Origin of the sequence: Lysobacter sp. Hz25, assembly GCF_046097045.1 — a bacterium.
GTDB classification, from domain to species: domain Bacteria; phylum Pseudomonadota; class Gammaproteobacteria; order Xanthomonadales; family Xanthomonadaceae; genus Lysobacter; species Lysobacter antibioticus_B.
The window spans coordinates 1,396,415-1,416,015 of sequence record NZ_CP175666.1 but is presented as its reverse complement, the minus strand read 5'-3'; the positions used below and the strand labels follow the sequence as shown (position 1 = coordinate 1,416,015).

The 19,601-nt window shown below is 68.6% G+C and carries 15 protein-coding genes, 1 pseudogene and 1 riboswitch; of the genes and pseudogenes, 3 read left to right on the top strand and 13 right to left on the bottom strand.

The features are described 5' to 3' along the window. Positions 1-508 precede the first annotated feature (508 nt). A complete protein-coding gene (ybaL, locus tag ACKN61_RS05905) occupies positions 509-2,200 on the top strand; it encodes a YbaL family putative K(+) efflux transporter (protein WP_408952707.1) in 1,692 nt (563 codons plus the stop codon). Positions 2,201-2,246: 46 nt separating this feature from the next. Then, positions 2,247-2,930: a YceH family protein gene (locus ACKN61_RS05900; protein WP_408952706.1), complete on the top strand. Its 684-nt coding sequence runs from the start codon at positions 2,247-2,249 to the stop codon at positions 2,928-2,930. A gap of 106 nt (positions 2,931-3,036) precedes the next feature. Here the strand turns inward: ACKN61_RS05900 and ACKN61_RS05895 are convergent, their stop codons facing one another. The 13 genes and pseudogenes from ACKN61_RS05895 to btuB form a co-directional block, all read right to left on the bottom strand. After that, positions 3,037-3,978, bottom strand: coding sequence for a GyrI-like domain-containing protein (locus ACKN61_RS05895; protein WP_408952705.1), 942 nt, complete (start codon positions 3,976-3,978; stop codon positions 3,037-3,039). A 145-nt stretch (positions 3,979-4,123) separates the two neighbouring features. Further along, a complete protein-coding gene (locus tag ACKN61_RS05890) occupies positions 4,124-4,867 on the bottom strand; it encodes an adenosylcobinamide-GDP ribazoletransferase (RefSeq protein ID WP_408952704.1) in 744 nt (247 codons plus the stop codon). Next, positions 4,864-5,472 (bottom strand): histidine phosphatase family protein, encoded by a 609-nt coding sequence (locus ACKN61_RS05885; protein WP_408952703.1) that lies wholly within the window; start codon positions 5,470-5,472, stop codon positions 4,864-4,866. Before ACKN61_RS05885 ends, ACKN61_RS05890 begins: the two co-directional genes overlap by 4 nt. Before the next feature lie 49 nt (positions 5,473-5,521). Then, the gene (cobT, locus tag ACKN61_RS05880; RefSeq protein WP_408952702.1) at positions 5,522-6,589 is read right to left on the bottom strand and encodes a nicotinate-nucleotide--dimethylbenzimidazole phosphoribosyltransferase; all 1,068 of its coding nucleotides are present in this window, start codon (positions 6,587-6,589) and stop codon (positions 5,522-5,524) included. Next, positions 6,586-7,137 carry a bifunctional adenosylcobinamide kinase/adenosylcobinamide-phosphate guanylyltransferase gene (gene cobU, locus ACKN61_RS05875; protein ID WP_408952701.1) on the bottom strand — a complete coding sequence of 184 codons (552 nt, stop codon included), beginning with the start codon at positions 7,135-7,137 and terminating at the stop codon, positions 6,586-6,588. Before cobU ends, cobT begins: the two co-directional genes overlap by 4 nt. Further along, a complete protein-coding gene (locus ACKN61_RS05870; protein ID WP_408952700.1) occupies positions 7,125-8,615 on the bottom strand; it encodes a cobyric acid synthase in 1,491 nt (496 codons plus the stop codon). The genes cobU and ACKN61_RS05870 overlap by 13 nt, the downstream gene beginning before the upstream one ends. Next, positions 8,612-9,610 (bottom strand): threonine-phosphate decarboxylase CobD, encoded by a 999-nt coding sequence (cobD, locus tag ACKN61_RS05865; RefSeq protein ID WP_408952699.1) that lies wholly within the window; start codon positions 9,608-9,610, stop codon positions 8,612-8,614. The genes ACKN61_RS05870 and cobD overlap by 4 nt, the downstream gene beginning before the upstream one ends. A 220-nt stretch (positions 9,611-9,830) precedes the next feature. Then, positions 9,831-10,754 (bottom strand): annotated as a pseudogene (gene cbiB / locus ACKN61_RS05860) (adenosylcobinamide-phosphate synthase CbiB); the annotation flags it as partial. Then, on the bottom strand, positions 10,751-12,019 hold the full coding sequence (locus ACKN61_RS05855; protein WP_408952698.1) for a cobyrinate a,c-diamide synthase: 1,269 nt from the start codon (positions 12,017-12,019) through the stop codon (positions 10,751-10,753). The gene ACKN61_RS05855 and the pseudogene cbiB, both read right to left, overlap by 4 nt. A gap of 190 nt (positions 12,020-12,209) precedes the next feature. Beyond that, positions 12,210-12,830 carry a cob(I)yrinic acid a,c-diamide adenosyltransferase gene (cobO, locus tag ACKN61_RS05850; protein WP_408953770.1) on the bottom strand — a complete coding sequence of 207 codons (621 nt, stop codon included), beginning with the start codon at positions 12,828-12,830 and terminating at the stop codon, positions 12,210-12,212. A gap of 35 nt (positions 12,831-12,865) precedes the next feature. Then, entirely contained in the window at positions 12,866-13,477 is a 612-nt protein-coding gene (locus tag ACKN61_RS05845; protein WP_408952697.1) for a hypothetical protein, read from the bottom strand. 31 nt (positions 13,478-13,508) lie between these two features. Further along, positions 13,509-14,099: a hypothetical protein gene (locus tag ACKN61_RS05840; protein ID WP_408952696.1), complete on the bottom strand. Its 591-nt coding sequence runs from the start codon at positions 14,097-14,099 to the stop codon at positions 13,509-13,511. 77 nt (positions 14,100-14,176) lie between these two features. Continuing rightward, a complete protein-coding gene (gene btuB, locus ACKN61_RS05835; RefSeq protein WP_408953769.1) occupies positions 14,177-16,030 on the bottom strand; it encodes a TonB-dependent vitamin B12 receptor in 1,854 nt (617 codons plus the stop codon). 153 nt (positions 16,031-16,183) lie between these two features. Then, positions 16,184-16,428, bottom strand: a riboswitch (cobalamin riboswitch). A gap of 494 nt (positions 16,429-16,922) precedes the next feature. Between btuB and ACKN61_RS05830 the strand changes: the two genes are divergently transcribed. After that, positions 16,923-19,301: a TonB-dependent receptor plug domain-containing protein gene (locus tag ACKN61_RS05830; RefSeq protein ID WP_408952695.1), complete on the top strand. Its 2,379-nt coding sequence runs from the start codon at positions 16,923-16,925 to the stop codon at positions 19,299-19,301. Positions 19,302-19,601: the final 300 nt, after the last annotated feature.

The following is a 19,601-nucleotide window of genomic DNA, read 5'->3' as shown; positions in this document are numbered from 1 at the left end:
ACGGCCCGCATCCCTGCGGGCCGCCCTCCGGGTCTTCTATGGCCTTCGCTAGTGCTCGGCTACGCACAGCAACAGCAACGGCTGGGGCAAGGGCAACGGCAACGGCAACGGCAAAGGCAAAGGCAAAGGCAACGGAAATCGTCGTGGCCATGACGCTAACGGCAACTCGATTGCCTAGCCACCTCGCACGCCCCAATCGCCAAGCATCAATCAGCCCATTCCGCGCAAATCCGCGCCCAACCACCCCAAAGCCCGGCGCACAACTGAATTCGCATTCATCCCCACACCCCTCATCGGCACGAACCGATTCCGGGCGACCGCCAAACCATCACGCCCACGCCACCCCTTGCGCGCAAGTCTCCAACACGCATCCGCCCTCGCGGCGCCCGCCCGCCCAGGGGCAAAAATGTTTCAGAAACAATCATTTGCAAGCGCCGCACAAACGAGAAAGACTTGCATACAGCGGCCTCACCACACATCCTAAAAGGACGACATCACAGGAGAGCCGATGCATCACACGTCCCTGATCGCCATCCTGGTAGCCGGTTTCGTACTCGCCTTCATCTTCGGCGCCATCGCGCAACGCCTGCGGCTGTCGCCGCTGGTGGGCTACCTCATCGCCGGCATCATCGCCGGACCCTTCACGCCGGGCTTCGTCGGCGACCAGACCCTTGCGCCGCAATTGGCCGAAATCGGCGTGATCCTGCTGATGTTCGGCGTCGGCCTGCATTTCTCCCTGCGCGACCTGCTCGAGGTCAAGAACATCGCTCTGCCCGGCGCGGTCGTGCAGATCGTCGCCGCCACCGCCCTGGGCTGGGTCATGGCCTGGCTGCTCGGCTGGTCGCACGGCGCCGGCCTGGTGTTCGGCCTGGCCCTGTCGGTCGCCAGTACCGTGGTGCTGCTGCGCGCGCTCGAAGAACGGCGCCTGGTCGAGACCGCCAAGGGACGCATCGCGGTCGGCTGGCTGATCGTCGAAGACCTGGCGATGGTGCTCGCGCTGGTGTTGCTGCCGGCGCTGTCGGGCCTGCTCAAGGGCGAAGTCACCGAAGGCTCGGAGGTCTGGAGCCAGCTCTTCATCACCCTGGCCAAGGTCGGCGCCTTCATCGCGGTGATGCTGATCGTCGGCCGCCGGGTCATCCCCTGGATTCTCGAACGCGTGGCCGGCACCGGCTCGCGCGAGTTGTTCACCCTGTGCGTGCTGGCGATCGCGCTCGGCGTCGCCTTCGGTTCGGCCGAACTGTTCGGCGTGTCGTTCGCGCTCGGCGCCTTCTTCGCCGGGATGATGCTCAACGAGTCCGAGTTCAGCCATCAGGCCGCCGCCGAGACCCTGCCGCTGCGCGATGCCTTCGCGGTGTTGTTCTTCGTCTCGGTCGGCATGCTGTTCAACCCGATGATCCTGGTCGAACGGCCGCTGGAAGTGGTCGCGACCTTCGCGATCATCGTGATCGGCAAGTCGGTGGCCGCCTACGCCATCGTGCGCGCGTTCGGCAAACCCAACTCGACCGCGATCATGATCTCGGCCAGCCTGGCGCAGATCGGCGAGTTCTCCTTCATCCTCGCCACCCTCGGCGTGGAACTGAAGATCCTGCCGAAAGAAGGTCAGGACCTGATCCTCGCCGGCGCCCTGCTGTCGATCATCGTCAACCCGCTGCTGTTCGCCTGGCTCGACCGCAAGCAGGCGCGCGAGGCCGCCGCGGCCCTGGAAGCGGCCATCGACCCGATCGCGCCGCCGGTGCCGGCCGACATCGACAAGCACGTGATCCTGATCGGCTACGGCCGGGTCGGCAGCGAGCTGGGCCGCCTGTTGACCGAGCACAAGGTGCCGCTGGTGGTCATCGACGGCGAGGACAGCCTGGTCGACAAGGCGCGCGCCGCCGGCCTGCCGGCGGTGTTCGGCAATGCGGTCAACGAACGCGTGCTGCGCGAAGCGATGCCGGAGCGCGCGACCACGGTGATGGTGGCGATTCCGAACGCGCTCGAAGCCGGCGAGATCATCGCCCGCCTGCGCGAGATCAACCCGGCCCTGAGCATCGTCGCCCGCGCCCACAGCGACAACGAGGTCAAGCACCTGCTCGAACACGGCGCCGACGGCGCGGTGATGGCCGAGCGCGAGCTGGCCCACAGCCTGGCCGAAATGGTCATGGCCGCGCCGGTCTACCGCGGCGCGCGCCAGTTGCCGCCCTCGACCGCGCTCACCTGAGCGCGGTCTTCCTGCTCAAAGACACGAACACGAGTCCAGAACGACCATGAGCGAACTCGATAACTCCAACACCGACGCCCCGACCGATTCCGCCGACGCCGCACCGCAACTGAGCGTCGCCGAGGCGCGCATCATCGGCAGCCTGATCGAGAAGGAGGCGACCACCCCGGACGTCTATCCGCTGACCCTCAACGCCATCGTCACCGCCTGCAACCAGAAGACCGCGCGCGAACCGACGATGCAGCTGGAACAGGGCGAGGTCGCCAACGCCCTGCGCCGGCTGGAGACGCGCGGCTGGGTGAAGTCGCAACACAGCTCGCGCGCCGAGCGTTATTCGCACCGCGCCGGCACCGTGCTCGACCTGACCCGTCCGCAGACCGCCCTGCTCGGCCTGCTGCTGTTGCGTGGGCCGCAGACCACGCACGAGCTGCTGGCGCGCAGCGAACGCATGGCCAAGTTCGATTCGGTCGGCGACGTCCAATACGCCCTGGAGCGCCTGGCCCAGCACACGCCGAGCATCGTGCGGGTGATCCCGCGCCAGAGCGGGCAGCGCGAAGACCGTTACGGGCATTTGCTCAGCGGCGAGCCTGTCTATATCGGCGGCGGCGGTTGGTCGGGCGAGGAAGGCGGCGGCGCATCGGCGCCTTCCTCCGCCGTGCTAGAACGCATCGCGGCGCTGGAAGCGAAAGTCGCCGAGCTGGAAGCGCGACTGGAAGCGGCGGGGGCCTGAGCCCAAGTTCGCTGTTACGGGCAATAGCGCGGTCGCGGCTCGTGACCGCAGGAAATCCCCGTGGGACGCCGCCCCTACCTTTAAAGCCGCGGCGTTGTGGGGTCGATCAATCCCGGTCCTGCAACGGCAGGTAGATGTCGGTGCGCAGCAGCGGTTCCGGGACTTCGTCGGGGTCGTCGAGGTATTCGTGGTGCAGCGGCGCATCGCGCAACGATTCGCCGCTGTCGGGCAACCAGCGCGCCAGCAGGGCGTCGGTCAGCGCCTCCAATCCATCGAAGGCGCCGACATGGCGGACGCGCGCGTAGCGTCCGCCGCCCAATCGCACCGTGTGCAGCCCGTCGCCGGCATCGAGCTGCACGGGCGCGCCGAGGGCGATCATGCAATCGAAGGCGCAGGCCTGCGGCGGGACGTCGCGACGGTCGTCCCAAGGCACGCCGAACAAACCGCTCAGCGAATCCAGCAGGCCGCGTTCGGCGGCCCAGTCGAACAAGCGGCCGAAGCCCTGGTTCTGCTCGGGATAAGCGCCGGTGACGCGCAAGGCGACTACCTGGAAGGGATCGATGCTGACCACTTCGACCCGCAGCGGCGGCGATTGGTCGGACTCGCTTTCGGCCGGCAGCGACAGCCACTCGATCTCGCGCCACAGCCGTTCGGGCTCGGCGCGCAGTTCGCTCGGGGTCCCGCCGACGCTCTGACGGAACGCACGCGTGAACGCTTGCGGGGTCTGGTAGCCGACCGCGAGCGCGGCCTCGGTGATGCTGCGCTCGGCACTGGCGAGCAGGCGCAACCCCTGCAGCAGACGCAGGCGCGCCACGGTCTGGCCGGTGGTTTCGCCGGTCATGGCGCGATAAACGCGGTGAAAGTGGAACGGCGAGAACGAAGCCGCCTCGGCGAGCCGATGCAACTCGGGCGGCTCCTCGCCGCGCGCGATCGCCTGTTCGATCAGGGCGACGGCACGGTCGATGCGGCGCTGGTGGGCGTCGCGTGTGCCGGCCTTCAAGGCAGGACCGCTGCGTTCCGACGCCGGGTGTTCCTTGACCGATGACATGGCCGTGCTCCTCGCGAACGGTGGGATCGGTACCCAGCCTGGCAGGTCGGGCCCGCCGCGGCGGTTCACATCTTGCGCTTTCGCAAGCGGCCAGGCCGGGCCCGACGCCGCAGATCGGCCTCGGGCGAAGCCGGCCGGAAACGCTTCAGCAGGACAGGGCCAGCGCGACCAGGACCACCGCTTCGATCAGCTCGGTCAACGCGCCGCAGGCGTCGCCGGTCATGCCCTGCAACCGCCGCAGGCAGGCGCGGCGCCAGCACGCGAACACGAACGCGGCGACCGCGAGCGCCAGCGCCCCTCGCCAGCCGCCGACTGCGCAGAACCCGGCGCTGAGCACCAGCGCAACGAGGCAGGCCGTGCGCGGCGCTTCGACCAGACGCTGGCCAAGGCCGCCGCTGCGTACATAGGGCAGGCTAAGAAAGGCCAAAGTCAGGGCCGCGCGCGCCAGCACCGGTGCGATGAGCAAGGCGACCCAGGCCGGCGCCGGCAGGCTCGCCAGCGCGGCGAACTTCAGCAGCAGCACCAACACCACCGCGACCACACCGACCGGGCCGCTGCGCGGGTCTTTCATGATGATGAGCGTGCGTTCGCGGCTCTGCTCGGGCGTGGCGGCAAGGCCGCCGACCCAGGCATCGGCGCTGTCGGCCAGGCCGTCCAGGTGCAGGGCGCCGGTCAGTACCACCCAGGCCGCGAGCAACAATGCCGCCGACAGCAGCGACGGCCGCGTCTGCAGGGCCCAGGCCAGTGCGCACAGCAGGGCGCCGATCAACAGCCCCGCGGCCGGATACCAGGCCAGCGAGCGCGATTGCGCATGCGGATCGTCGAACACGCGCGCCGGCACCGGAACCCGGGTCAGGAATCCGATCGCGGCGAGCAGCGCGCGCATCAACCGTCGACCGGGTCCGCTTGCGGTTGCGCGAACTCGGTGGCGTGGCTCGAGCTCGGCGGCCACGACAAGGAATGCAGCGAGGCGTGGGCGACGTCGATGTTGAGCATTTCGTTGTAACGCCGGCCCGCGGCGAGGCAACGCAGCAGGCGGATTACGCCGCCGTGGGTGATCACCAGCACGCGCCGTCCGGGATATTCGCGCAGGATCTCGCCGACCGCGCCGGTCAGGCGCGCGGCGAAATCGGCGAAAGTCTCCGCGCCCGGCGGCGGATACGCGACCGGGTCGGCCCAAAACCGCGCCAGCGCTTCGCCCTCGTGGTTGGCGATGGCGTCGACCGGCCGCCCCTGCCAATCGCCGAAGTGGTACTCGCGCAGACGCGGCTCCAGCGCCAGCGGCAACCCGCGCGATTGCGACAGATCGCGCGCGAACGCGGCGCAGCGCTGCAAGGGCGAACTCACGACCGCATCCCACTCGCGCCCACGCACCGCATCGCGCATCTGCCGCCAGCCGAGTTCCAACAGGCTGTCGTCGAGCTGTCCGCGGTAACTGCGGTGGCCGGTGTCGCCATGGCGCAGCAGGTCGATAGGGGTTGCGCTGGAACTCATCGCATCGGCTCCGGTCCTTGTGCGCGGCATGCGTTCGTCGGGGCCCACATCATGCCTGTTGCAGGGCCGCCTCGGACACTCCCGCCTGGGCGAAGGTGGCCATGCCGTTGTGCAAGGCACAGGCCGAGCGCAACAACGGCACAGCGACCGCGGCGCCGCTGGCTTCGCCCAGGCGCATGCCGAGGTCGAGCAAGGGCTGCGCGCCGAGCGCCTGCAGCACCGCGGCATGACCGCGTTCGTGCGAGCGGTGTGCATACAGGAACCACTCGCGGCAGCTCGGGTTGATGGCCTGGGCGACGAGCGCGGATACGCTGGCGATGAAACCGTCGACCAGCACCGGCAACCCGGCCTGAGCCGCGGCGATGTAGGCGCCCGCCAGCGCAGCGATCTCGAAACCGCCGAGGCAACGCAGGCGCTCCCAGGCGTCTCCGGCGCCCGCATGAAGGGCCAGCGCGCGTTCGATCACGCTGACCTTGTGGGCGATGCCGTCGGCATCCAGACCGGTGCCCGCGCCGCTCAACTCGGCCGGCGAACGATCGAGCAGGGCGCTCGCCAAGGCCGAGGCCGAGGTGGTGTTGGCGATGCCCATCTCGCCGCCGATGAACAACTGCGCCGCGCCATCGAGCGCGGCGCGCACGCTGGCGGCGCCCGCGCTCAGGGCCGCGCGCAGTTGCGGTTCGCTCATCGCCGGCGCTTCGCAGAAGTTGGCCGTGCTCTCGGCGATGATCGCCCGATGCACGCCGCGGATCGGGCCGGGGTCGTTGACGGTGCCGAGGTTAACCACGTCGAGGGTCGCGCCGAGGCTGCGCGCGAGCACACTGATCGCCGCGCCGCCATGGGCGAAGTTGCGCACCATCTCGCCGGTCACCGCCTGCGGGAAGGCCGACACGCCTTCGGCGGCGACGCCGTGATCGGCGGCGAACACGCTGATCCAGACCCGGTCCACCTTCGGCGCCGGCGTGCGCTGCAAGGCCGCCAGGCGTATCGCGAGCTCTTCCAGCGCGCCGAGCGAGCCCGGCGGCTTGGTCAACTGGGTCTGGCGCATGCGCGCCTGGGTTTCGATGGCGGTGTCCGGGCGGGCGCAACCGCGCAGCCACCACTTGCTTTCGTCGTTCACGTTCGAGTTCCTCGCGTACTCGGCTCCGCAGCGAGCGGAGCGCCTTTCAATACCAGCGGCAAACCGGCCGCCACGAACACCACCCGCCCGCAGACCGCAGCGAGCGCCTGGTGCAAGCGCCCGGCCTCGTCGACATAGCGGCGGGTCAAGGCGCCCATCGGCACCACGCCCAGGCCGACTTCGTTGCTGACCAACACCACCCGGCCCGGCAAGTCCGCGAGCGTCGACAGCAAGGCCTCGCGTTCGCGTGCGAACACGGTCTCGTCTGGCGCGCCGAGCAGGTTGCTGAGCCACAGGGTCAGGCAATCGACCAGCACGCAGCGATCCGGCGCGGCGTGGCGACGCAGCGCCGCCGCCAGGGCGATCGGCTCCTCGACGCAGTCCCAATGCGCAGGCCGGCGTGCGCGATGGTGGGCGATGCGGTCTCGCATCTCTTCGTCCCCGGCCTGGCCGGTGGCGAGGTAGACGACGTCGTCGGACTCGGCCGCGAGACGTTCGGCCAAGGCGCTCTTGCCCGAGCGCGCGCCGCCGAGGATCAGGCTGTGCATAGCGTCTCCTCCAGGCCGAACCACTGCGCGAGCCGGGCGGTGTCGAGACAGGCCTCGACCGCATCGGCGAGGCGATCGATGCTGGCTTCGCGCAGGCCGCGCATGTCGAGCGGCTCGGCATCGACCAGGCCGGCCCAGCGCAGCAAGGCCGCCAGCGCCGCCGGCTCGTCGAACAGACCGTGCAGATAGCTGGCGAGAATCTGGCCGTCGGCGGAGAGCGCGCCGTCGTCGCGGCCGTCGGCCAGGCGCAGGGCCGGCGACGCCAGCGCCGGGCCGCGGCTGATGCCGCAGTGGATTTCGTAGCCGGCCACCGCCGCTTCGCCGTCGCTGCCATCGATGGCGAGGCGGCCGCGCACGTTACGCAATTGCTTGTGCGAGTCGAGCTCGGTTTCCAGATCCAGCCAGCCCAGGCCGTCGCTGGAACCCGGCTCGCCTTCGATGCCGAGCGGATCGTGGACGGCGCGGCCGAGCATCTGCAGGCCGCCGCAGATGCCGATCAGCTTGCCGCCGTAGCGCAGATGCCGGGCGATCGCCTCGGCCCAACCATTGCGCCGCAGCCAGGCCAGGTCGGCGCGGGTCGACTTCGAACCCGGCAGCACGATCAGATCGCAGACCGGCGGGGTTTCGCCGGGGCCGACGAACACGCAATCAACCTGCGGATGCGCGCGCAGCGGGTCGAAGTCGTTGTGGTTGCTGATCCGCGGCAAGGCCGGCACGGCCACGCGCAAACGCGCTTCGGCTTTGCCGGCACGCTCGCGCGGCAAGGCGTCCTCGGCTTCCAGATGCAGGCCGTGCAAATACGGCAACACGCCGAGCACCGGTTTGCCGGTCTCGCGTTCGAGCCAGTCCAGCCCGGATTGCAGCAGGGCGATGTCGCCACGAAAGCGATTGATGACGAAGCCGACCACACGGGCGCGTTCGCTCTCGGAGAGCAGCGCCAAGGTCCCGACCAGGTGCGCGAACACGCCGCCGCGGTCGATGTCGGCGATCAGCACCACCGGGCAGTCGACCGCCTCGGCATAGCCCATGTTGGCGATGTCGTTGGCGCGCAGATTGATCTCGGCCGGGCTGCCGGCGCCTTCGACCACGACCGCATCGAAGCCTTCGACCAGGCGCCCGTGCGAGGCGAGCACGGCCTCGCGGGCGATGCGCTTGTAGTCGTGATAGCCGCGCGCATCCATGTTGCAGACGGCATGGCCGTGCAGGATCACCTGCGCCCCGGTATCGCTGTTGGGCTTGAGCAGCACCGGGTTGAAGTCGGTATGCGCGGCCACCCCGGCGGCCTGGGCCTGCACCGCCTGGGCCCGGCCGATCTCGCCGCCGTCGGCGGTGACCGCCGAGTTCAGCGCCATGTTCTGCGGCTTGAACGGCGCCACCGCGACGCCGCGCCGGTGCAGCCAGCGGCACAACGCGGTGACCAGGGCGCTCTTGCCGGCGTCGGAGGTGCAGCCCTGCACCATCAGCACGCGTGCGCTCACGACGGACTCCTTTCGCTTAACGTTTCGGCCAGGGCCGCGTCCAGTCGCGCCCATTGCGCGGCATCGCCGGGCAGGCCGAAGCGCAGGCTGGCCGGCGCGTCGAACAAGCGTGTAAGGATGCCGCGCCGCGCCAGAGCCTCGTGCAGGGCCGCGGCTTCGTCGCTGCGATGCCATTGGAAGAATGCGCTGCCGCCGCTCGGCGCAAGGCCGTGGGTCTGCAGCAGATCGGCCAGGCGCGCGCCCTGCGCACGCAACTGCACGCGCATCGCCGCCTGCCAGTCGCGGTCGGCGAAGGCCTGGCGCAGCGCGTAACGCGCCGGGCCGGCCACGGTCCACGGGCCGAGGCGATCGCGCAAACGCTCCAGCATGGCCGGCGCGGCGCAGACGAAGCCCGCGCGCGCGCCGGCCAGGCCGAAAAACTTGCCGGCCGAACGCAGCACGACCAGACCTTCGCGCTCGCTGTGTGCGCACAGGCTGTGCTCGGGCGTGGCGTCCATGAAGGCCTCGTCGATCAGCAGCCAGCCGCCGCGTGCGGCGAGGCGCTCGTGCAGGCCGAGCAGAACTTCGCGACCGAAGCGATCGCCGCCGGGGTTGTTGGGGTGGATCAGCACGACCACGTCGAAATCGTCGACGCCGGCGATCAACTCGTCCGCCGCACGCAACTCGACCCGATGGCCGCAGCGGCGCCAGGCATGCGCATGCTCGGCGTAACCCGGCGCCAACACGCCGACCCGCGAGGCTTCACGTAATTCAGGCAAGGCCTGGATCGCGGCCTGGGAACCGGCGACCGGCAGCAACGCCGGCGCGCCGTAGTAATCGCAAGCCGCTTCGACCAGGCCGTCGTCGTCCTCGGGCAGGCGATGCCAGGCGCGCGCGGGAATCTCCGGCACCGGCCAGGCGACCGGGTTGATGCCGGTGGACAGATCCAGCCAACGTTCCGGCGCGATGCCGTAACGCTGCGCCGCACGCAGCAGACGGCCTCCGTGCTCAAGCATGCGCTGATCTCCTACCGTTCGCTGGCACCGCATCGTGCCTGTAAAAATGCAGCGATTGCGTGATGACGGAAACGTCGAATGCAATGGCACATTGCAACGCGTCTTCAGCCGAACACGCTGCCTTCGTCGCAGCCGATGAATGCCTCGCAGCACAGTAAATATCGCAATCAACATCGACAGGCCGCATGAATGCGTGCGCGGCCGATGCAGGCATGCGAATCACGGCATGCGCCACCGCGAATGCCGCCACCGTCAACAACCACAACGCGACGCCGCGCCCGACCAAGCCTTGCGCCCGCACGATGGATCGCGCATCCGGCGCCGGCCCTTCGCCGAGCGCCGGCCTTTGCTCCCACACACCGTGGTACGGCGCGGCGCCGCCGAGGCGTACGCGCAGCGCACCCGCCCCCGCCGCCATCACCGGGCCCGCATTCGGGCTGTCCCATAGCGGCGCCTGCCGGCGCCAGCAGCGCAACGCCGTGGCGGTGTCTCCGAGCACGGCATAGGTCGCGGCGGTCAGACGCGCCGGCACCCAGTTCAGTGCATCGTCGATGCGCGCCGCGGCCCATCCAAAACGTTCGTAGCGCGGCGTGCGATAGCCCCACATCGCATCGAGGGTATTGGCCAGCCGGTACATCACCGCCCCGGCCGGCCCCAGCAACGCAAACCAGAACAGCGCGCCGAACACCGCATCGTTGCCGTTCTCGAGCACCGACTCGGTGGCCGCGGCGGCGACGCGCTCGCCATCGAGCGCCGCGGTGTCGCGACTGACGATGCGGCCGACCGCTGCGCGGGCCGCATCCAGGTCGCCGTCGCGCAGGGCGCGCGCGACCGGCGCGGCGTGTTCGCCGAGGCTGCGCAGGCCGAGGGTCAGATACAGCACGCCGGCCGCATAGGCGGCCGCCAGCCACGGCGAGCGCGCCTGCAGTTCGAGCTGCAGCCAGGCCGCGAGCAGACTCGCCGGCAATACCGCCGCGGCCCAGGCCATCACCCCTCGCCCACGACGGTCGCCATAGCAACCAGCCTCGATCGCCCGCGCCATGCGCCCGAAGGCGACAAGCGGATGCGCGCGCCGCGGTTCGCCGAGCAGACGATCGAGCACCACGCCCGACAGCATCGCGATGGCGAGCGTCGGCGGGCTCATGGCTGCAGGAGCTTGAGCGCTGCGGCCGGGTTCGAGGGGAAATAGAAGTGGACGAAACTCGCGCTCATGCGGCGGTCGCGATACACCGCTTCGCGGCTCGGCCCGCCGTTCGGGTTGACCGACTCGGCGATCGCCGCGGCCCCGATCTCGGCGCGCGCGTAATGGAAGGTGTGCCCGCGCAAGCGGCCCTCGGGCAGTTCGACCGATTGCAGACCGAGCGCGGCCATGCGCGTCTGCATGACCGCATGCCCTGGCAGCAAGCCGGCCATGGCGGCGCGCTCGCCGTCGCGATCGGTCAATGAGCCGAGCGCATACAGCAGACCGCCGCACTCGGCCAGCAGCGGTTTGTCGGTGTCGCGATGCGCGTGCAAGGCCTCGCGCAGAGCGTGATTGCCGGCTAGGGCCGACAGATGCAGTTCCGGATAGCCACCGGGCAGCCACACCGCATCGCAGTCGGGCAGGCCGTCGCCGGCCAGCGGCGAGAAGAACCTGAGCTCGGCGCCGGCCGCGCGCAGCAGATCGAGATTGGCCGGATACAGGAAACAGAACGCGGCGTCGCGGGCGATGGCGATGCGTACGCCTTGCAATTGCGCGGGCACCTGCTCCGCCTCGGCCGCCGCGAACGCGACCGGCGGCGGCAGCTCGGCGTCGGCGTGTTGGCCCCAGGCATCGGCCAGCGCATCGAGACGCGCATCCAGATCGCCGAGTTCGCCGGCGGCGACCAGGCCGAGATGACGCTCGGGCAAGGCCAGGCCGGGGTCGCGCGGCAAGGCGCCGAGCCAGCGCAGATCGGCCGGCAGACTCTCGCGCAACAACTGCGCGTGATAAGCGCTGCCGATGCGGTTGGCGGCGACGCCGTACACCCGCAGTCCTTCGCGATAGCGCGCGAGCCCGGTCGCCAGGGCACCGAAGGTCTGCGCCATCGCCGAACCGTCGATGACCGCGAGCACCGGCACGCCCAACCGCTCGGCGAGGTCGGCGCTCGACGGCGTGCCGTCGAACAGGCCCATCACGCCTTCGATCAGGATCAGGTCGGCTTCGCCCGCGGCCGCATGCAAACGCGCGCGCACGTCCTGCTCGCCGCACATCCAAAGATCCAGCTGATAGACGCGATGACCGCTGGCGCGCTCGAGCACCATCGGGTCGAGAAAGTCCGGCCCGGTCTTGAACACCCGCACCCGTCGGCCCTGACGCGCATGCCAGCGCGCGATCGCCGCGGTGACGCTGGTCTTGCCCTGGCCGGAGGCGGGGGCGGAGACGAGCAAGGCGGGACAATGGTGCCGGGAATCGGGAATGGGGAATCGGGAATCGGCCGAAGCCGCAGCGTCAATCGTGCCCACGCGTGCGTCGGAGATTTCGCCTAATTTTTCGTTGCCAGAAGACATATCGCTCGTCCCATCAGTGTCTACGAATCCCGCTCTTACGATTCCCGATTCTCCATTCCCGATTCCCACCCTAAAGCTCGATCCCCTTCTGCGCCTTGATCCCCGCCTTGAAGGCATGCTTGACCACGCGCATCTCGGTGACGGTGTCGGCCGCTTCGATCAGGGCATCGGGGGCGCCGCGGCCGGTGATGACCACGTGCTGCCGCTCCGGCCGCGCCGCGACCGCGGCCAGCACGTCGTCGAGCGCGATGTAGCGGTGCGCCAGGGCGATGTTCAATTCGTCGAGCAGGACGAAGTCGTAGCCGGGGTCGGCCATCATCTTCGCCGCGATCGTCCAGGCCGACTGCGCGGCGCGGATGTCGCGCTCCTTGTCCTGAGTCTCCCAGGTGAAGCCCTCGCCCATCACGTGATAGTCCAGTTCCTCGAAACGCCGGAAGAAAGCCTCTTCGCCGGTCGAGAAGCTGCCCTTGATGAACTGCACCACCCCGCACTTGAAACCGTGCCCGAGCGAACGCGCGAGCATGCCGAAGCCCGAAGAACTCTTGCCCTTGCCGTTGCCGGTGTTGACCACCAGCACGCCGCGCTCGATGGTCGCCTGGGCGATCTTGCGGTCGATCAGTTCCTTCTTGCGCTGCATGCGTTCGCGGTGGCGCTCTTCGCTGCTCGCCGCGAAGCCCGCGCGGTCGCCCATGCCGTCGTTCTTGCCGCCGTTGTTGTTATCCGCGCTCATGCCGGCGCTCCGCTGCGCTGGCGCAGGACCAGGCTGCGCGCGACCGCATAAACCCCGAAAGCCAGGCCGACATAACCGGCCAAGGTGCCGAGGGCGCGCGGGTAGTACTGCGGAATGCGGTCGATGAAACCGGCCAGGCTCGCGTCCGGATAACGTCCCGACAGGAAATAAAACCCGCCCTTGGAAATCAGGTAAGTCACGACCGAAGTCGCCAGCACCACCAACACCAGCCGCGGCACCGTGCCCCAATGATCGCGGTGGATGCGCGCATACAAGCGGCCGCCGAACCACAGCGCGCCGTAGGCCAGGGCCAGCGCCCAATAGGCCGGCGACAAACACCAGTCGGTGATGCGGCCGAGCGCCAGGCTGCCCAGGTCGAGCGCCGAGGACAACACGAAGAACGCCGGGAACGCCCAGACCGGACGCAGCAAGGCGCCGACCAGGAAAAACACCGCCCACGACGCACTGGGCAAAGCGTCGACGCTGGCGAAGTGTTGACCGCGGGTGCAGATCATCAGCAGCGCCAGCGACGCGGCGGTCGCGATCAGCGCCTGTCGCGATTCCAGCGGCAGCGCCGCGGTGGAGACGACGGGTAGAGGGTTCGACATGCTCAAGCTCCGGAACGCGAAGGGACGACTATCAACGGTTCGTGGTCGGCTGCGAGCCCGGCGGACGGGCGATGCGCGCGATCGCCGCGTGCGCGACGAACGCGACCGCGATGTAACTCATGGTGGTACGCACGAACAGCGGGCCCCAGCGCCAGACCCGGCTTAGGTACTCGGCGAAGTTCGGCTCGGCGTAGCGACCGCCGAACCAGTAGAAGGCGCCATTGGAAATCAGGAACGACACGCTGGCGGCGGCGAAGGCCACGCCTAACGCACGCCCGAATCCGCGCCAACCGGCCGGCATGCGCGGCGCATACCAGCGCCCGGCGTACCACAGCACGGCATAGGCCAGCAGCAGGAAGGCATACGACGGAGTCACGCAGTAGTGGTCGAAGAAATTCAGGCCGCGCCCGGTGATCGCGAAGTAGTCGATGGCGACCGCCGCGAGCAGGAACACCGCGTAGCCCAAGTGCCGGCGCAGATACAGGCCGCCGAGAAAGAACGCCGCCATCGAGGCATCGGGCAGATGCAACAGATCGCCGAAATGATGGAAGCGCGTGGCGATCATCGCCATCAACAACAGGCACGACAGGCTTAATTGAATGGGACCGGGCAAATTTTTCATCGGCGACTCTCGATAGGCGCCGGCAACGCGGTGGTTGCCGGCAAAGCCCGCGGACGCGGGCCGAGGCTGCTGATCCGTCAGCGGGAAGGCCGGTAACGCAAGGTCAACAGATAATTGCGGCCGGGCTGGTTGTAGAAAGCGGCGGTTTCGTAACGGCGATCGAACACGTTGTTCGCCGCCAGCTGCACGCTCCAGGCCTCGTTGAAGGCGTAGCCCAGGCGCAGATCGGTGAGCGCGTAGCCAGCCAGGCGACGCGTATTGGCCAGGTCATCATAGCGATCGCCCGCGGCATAAACGCTGGCGCCGAACGACCATGCGCCGTTGCCGACCGCGATGCGGCGGTCGGCATCGATGCGCGCGCTCTGCCGCGCACGCCGCGGCAGGAATTTGTCGCGGCTGGCGCTGCGGCTGTCGTTGCGCGGGTCCAGCCAGGTCGCGCTGGCGCGCAGGTCCCAATCGGCCAGGCGGGTGTCGAACGCCGCTTCCAGGCCGCGGATGCGCGCGCGGTCGACGTTGCCGGGCAAGCCGATCGAGGAATCGAACGCGATCAAGTCGTCGATGTCGCTCTCGTAAGCATTGAGCGACCACACGTGCTGGCGGCGCTCGCCGTGGGTGCCGCGCAGGCCGATTTCGACGCTGCGCGAGGTTTCCGGCGACAAGCCGGCATTGCCGTAGCCCGGGTAGTACAACTCGTTGAAGGTCGGTGCCTTGAACGCGGTGCCGTAGCTCGCGGTCAAACGCAGCGCCTCGCTGAGGTTCCAACCCCACAGCAGGCTGCCCGTGGTCTCGCCGCCGAACTGGCTGTCGTCGTCGCGGCGCAGGCTGGCCTGCAGCGCATGCGCGCCGAAACTCTGCTGCCACTGGCCGAAGGCACCGCGCAGGATGCGGGCGTCGCGGGCATAGCGGGTATTGCTGTCGATGCGGTCGCGCTGCCAGTCGAACCCGAGCGTGAGCAGGCCGCTGCCGATGCCGATGTCGCCCTGCACCGAGCCGAGCTGGCGCCGGGTCTCGAAGGTGCTGGAGTATTTGCCGTTCTTGTAAGTGTCGCTGAGGTCTTCGCTGCGGCCGGCGCTGGCGCTGAGGCTGACGCGCTCGCTGGGCCGGTAGCGCAGCTTGGCGCCGGCGACCTGCTGCACGCCGTCGGCCTCGTTGTTCTGGCTGCCGTCGTACTCGTTATGGTTTTTGGTGCGGAACAAGCGCGCTTCGGCGTCCCATTGCTCGTTGAAGCGGTAGCCGCCCTGCAGGGTCAGCGAATCGTTGCGATAGCCGTCGCGGTCCGGCGAGTTGGTGAAACAACCCGCGCCGCCCGGCGAGGGCTTGCCGCGGCAGGCGTTGATGCCGTCGGTGTCTTCGTGGGCGGCGTTGATCGAATACCAGCCGCGTTCGCCCTTGCCGGCGACGCCGGCGGTCGCGCGATGGGTGGCGTAGCTGCCGACCGAGGCGCTGAAGCTCGGCACGAACGCGCCCTGCGGCCGCCGGGTGAATATCTGGATGACGCCGCCGATGGCTTCGGAGCCGTACAGGCTGGAGAACGGGCCGCGCACGATCTCGACGCGTTCGATCTGCTCGACCGGAATGTCCTGCAGCGAGGCGCCGCCGCTGGTCGCCGAACCGATCTTGACCCCGTCGATCAGCACCAGCACGTGGTCGGACTCGCTGCCGCGCAGGAACAGCGACGTCGCCTTGCCCGGGCCGCCGTTATTGGCCAAGGAAGCGCCCGGCGTGCCGCGCAACAGTTCCGGCAACGACGACGGCTGCAGGCGTTCGATCTGCGCGCGATCGATCACGGTCACCGCGGCGAGCGTGGCGTCCTGGGTCTGGGCGGTGCGGCTCGCGGTGACCACGATCTGGTCGAGATCGACTGCGGGCGCGGCCAGTGCGGCGGCGGCGAATGCGGAACCGGCGAATACGAAAGCGCAGCGCGCGGGAATGCGCGCAAGGCGCGGAACAGCGGAAAAACGGAACGTCACAGTCGGCTCTCCATGGCCGCGCCTCACCCGCGCGGTCTAGACCAGGTCGTGACAGGGGGATGGCGGAACGGAGAGACGGCGCGCGCGCCGATGCCCCGAGACATGGCCCTCCGCCTGTCGGTTCGCGCTCCGGGCCGGTCTCCGGGCTTGCGAGTGGAGGCGGTCCGAGATCGGACCGGGTCTCCCGTACCGCGCCTTCCCGTGTCGGAACACAGTGGCGTCGTGCGGTGCGTGTACTCGCTTACCGTTGCGGGGGCAGCTCCGGATTGACCGACCTGGCGAACGCCAGAAGCGGGGACCGGATTCCCGTTTCAATCGCCGATTGTGTGTCGGCGATCACCTTGAGCGCGCGCATCTTAGCAGTCGAGCGCGGTCGGGACGCCACGGGAATTCATGCGAGGGCGCTTGAAGTCTCTGGATTGCGGCCAGGGCGCCCCTCGCCGGGCTTAGCCCCCGGATCGTCATCCCCGCGCAGGCGGGGGTGAATGGATGCGCGTGCGAGCCACTGGCTCGCGCATCCATGAACGCCTGGGCGCGCTGCGCGCCTCGCCGGGCCCGCAGAGACTTCAAGCGTTCTCGCACGAAAACCCGGTGGATCCCCGCCTTCGCGGGGATGACGACCCGGGGGGAATGACAGCTTGCTAGAGATGAAGGCTTAACGGGGATGAGGGCCAGAAAGCGCCAAGCGGGCCAGGCGCAGCGGCCATCGGCCCACCCCCAGATTCCGCAAAGAGTGTGCCATTACCACTTTTCTACTACTTGCGTTAGGCAGAATTTGGCCGCTTCATTGACCGGTTGTTACGTTCGTGTTAAATCCGAATGACATCGCTGTCATCCCCATCAAGGAGTCGTCATGCACGTCCGCCGCACCTTCGCCGGTTCACGTCACCCTCTGGCCCTCGGCCTCCTGGTAGCGCTCGCCGCGCCGGTCTACGCGCAGGACGCGCCGCAAAGCGATCCCAAGACCCTGGACCAGGTCATCGTCACCGGCACCCGCGTCAGCGACCGCACCGTCGCAGAGTCCACCGCGCCGATCGACATCATCACCCCGGAGACCCTGGAAGCCACCGGCACCGTCGAGCTGGCCACCGCACTGTCGCGCGCCCTGCCCTCGCTCAACTTCCCGCGCCCGGCCATCACCGACGGCACCGACGCGGTGCGCCCGGCGCAGCTCCGCGGCCTCGCCCCCGACCAGGTGCTGGTGCTGGTCAACGGCAAGCGCCGCCACACCACCGCCCTGATCAACCTCAACGGCAGCCAGGGCCGCGGCTCCTCGCCGGTCGATCTCAACGCGATTCCGATCGCCGCGATCGAACGCGTCGAAGTGCTGCGCGACGGCGCCTCGGCCCAGTACGGCTCCGACGCCATCGCCGGCGTCATCAACGTCGTGCTTAAGGGCAACAAGCCGGGCACCGGCAGCATCGCCGCGCGCTACGGCCAGTACAGCGCCGGCGACGGCAAGCAGTACCAGTTGTCCGGCGACACCGGCATCAAGCTCGGCGAGAACGGCTGGCTGCACTTGGCCGCGCAAGGCGGGCACCAGGACCAGACCAATCGTGCACGCCCGTTCCAGGGCCGCGTCGAGCAGCGCTACGGCGATCCCGAGATCGACCAGGGCGCGTTCGCCTACAACGGCGAATACAGCCCGACCGATTACCTGAGCTTCTATTCGTTCGGCAGCTACAGCGAACGCGACGTGCTCTCCAACGGTTACTTCCGCTTCGCCGGCGACCCGCGCAACATCCCGACGATCTACCCGAACGGCTTCCTGCCGCAGATTCACAACGTCAGCAAGGACCGCGCCGCGGTGTTCGGCCTGCGCAGCGAAACCGCCGGCGGCACCCAGATCGACCTGAGCTACAACTACGGCCACAACGGCCTGACCTTCGATATCGAGAACACCCTCAACCGCAGCCTCGGCCCGACCTCGCCGACGCAGTTCTACGCCGGTGCGCTGGAAGTCACCCAGCACGTGCTCAACCTGGACTTCACCAAGTCGGTCGACTTCGGCTGGCAGTACCCGGTGACCTTCGCCTGGGGCGCGGAATGGCGCGGCGAAGAGTTCTCCGAACGCGCCGGCGAGCCGCTGTCCTATGCCAACGGCGGCGTGGCCGCGCCGAACGGCCAGATCATCCCGGGTGCGCAGGTGTTCTCCGGCTTCCGCGCCAGCGATGCCGGCGACTTCGACCGTCACAGCTATTCGGTCTACATCGACGCCGAAGCCGACCTGACCGACAAGTTCTCGCTCGGCGCCGCCGCGCGTTACGAGACCTACAGCGATTTCGGCGAAACCACCTCGGGCAAGCTGTCCGGCCGCTACGCCTTCACCGACAAGGTCGCCCTGCGCGCCACCGCCTCGACCGGCTTCCGCGCGCCGTCGCTGCAGCAGCAGTTCTTCCAGTCGATCGCCACCAACTTCATCAGCGGCATTCCGTACGAGATCGGCACCTTCCGCGTCGACAACCCGGCCGCCATCGCCCTGGGCTCGGAAGCGCTGAAGGCGGAAGAGTCGACCAACTACAGCCTGGGCCTGGTGCTGCAGCCGGCCGACCAGCTCTACATCACCATCGACGCCTACAACATCCAGGTGAAGGACCGCATCCTGCTGTCGGAAAACCTGACCAGTACCGCGGTGCGCAACTACCTCAACGCCAACGGCTATCCCGGCATCGGCGGCGGCCGCTACTTCACCAATGCCGTCGACACCGACACCAAGGGCGTGGACATCATCGCCACCTACGGTTGGGACGTCGGCTCGGGCAAGCTCAACCTCACCGCGGGCTACAACTACTCCAAGACCGAGATCGACAAGATCGCCCCGAACCCGCCGCGCCTGGCCGCGATCGACCCGGCCGCGGTGCGCATCGGCCGCACCGAGATCGGACGCATCACCAAGGGCGCGCCGCGCGACAAGTTCTTCCTCGCCGGCGACTGGAAGACCGGCAACTGGAACTTCACCGCCACCGCCACCCGCTACGGCGAGTTCACCGAGCTGCACGCGACCGACCCGCGTCAGGACCAGACCTTCGGCGACGAATGGACCCTGGACCTGGCCGCGACCTACCGCCTCAACAACTGGGACTTCACCATCGGCGGCGACAACGTCCTCGACGCCTATCCGGACGAGTCCAATCTGGTGCGCGGCACCCGCAATTACCTGCCGTACAACACCGCCTCGCCGTTCGGCTTCAACGGCGCCTTCGGCTACATCAAGGTCGGCTATAAGTGGTAAGGCACGCGGCGCTGCGTTGCAGTGATTTTGATTTGCTCGGCGGCTCTGCCGCCTTGCCGGTCAAATGAAGACCCGGAGGGCGGCGCACAGGACGTGCGCCCAGCCTTTAAAAAGGAATGACTCGATAAGACAGGGACGTCTTATCGAAAAATCCCGGCGCCGGCATCGCACTCGTGGCCTGTGCCCTTGCAAGGAGAGCCCTCCCTTTGGTTACTTTTGACCGAAGGGAATCCAGACGGACTTTTGGGCCAGCAAAAGAAAGTAACCCGGCCGCGTCAGCGGACGGAAGCTTTGCTCATG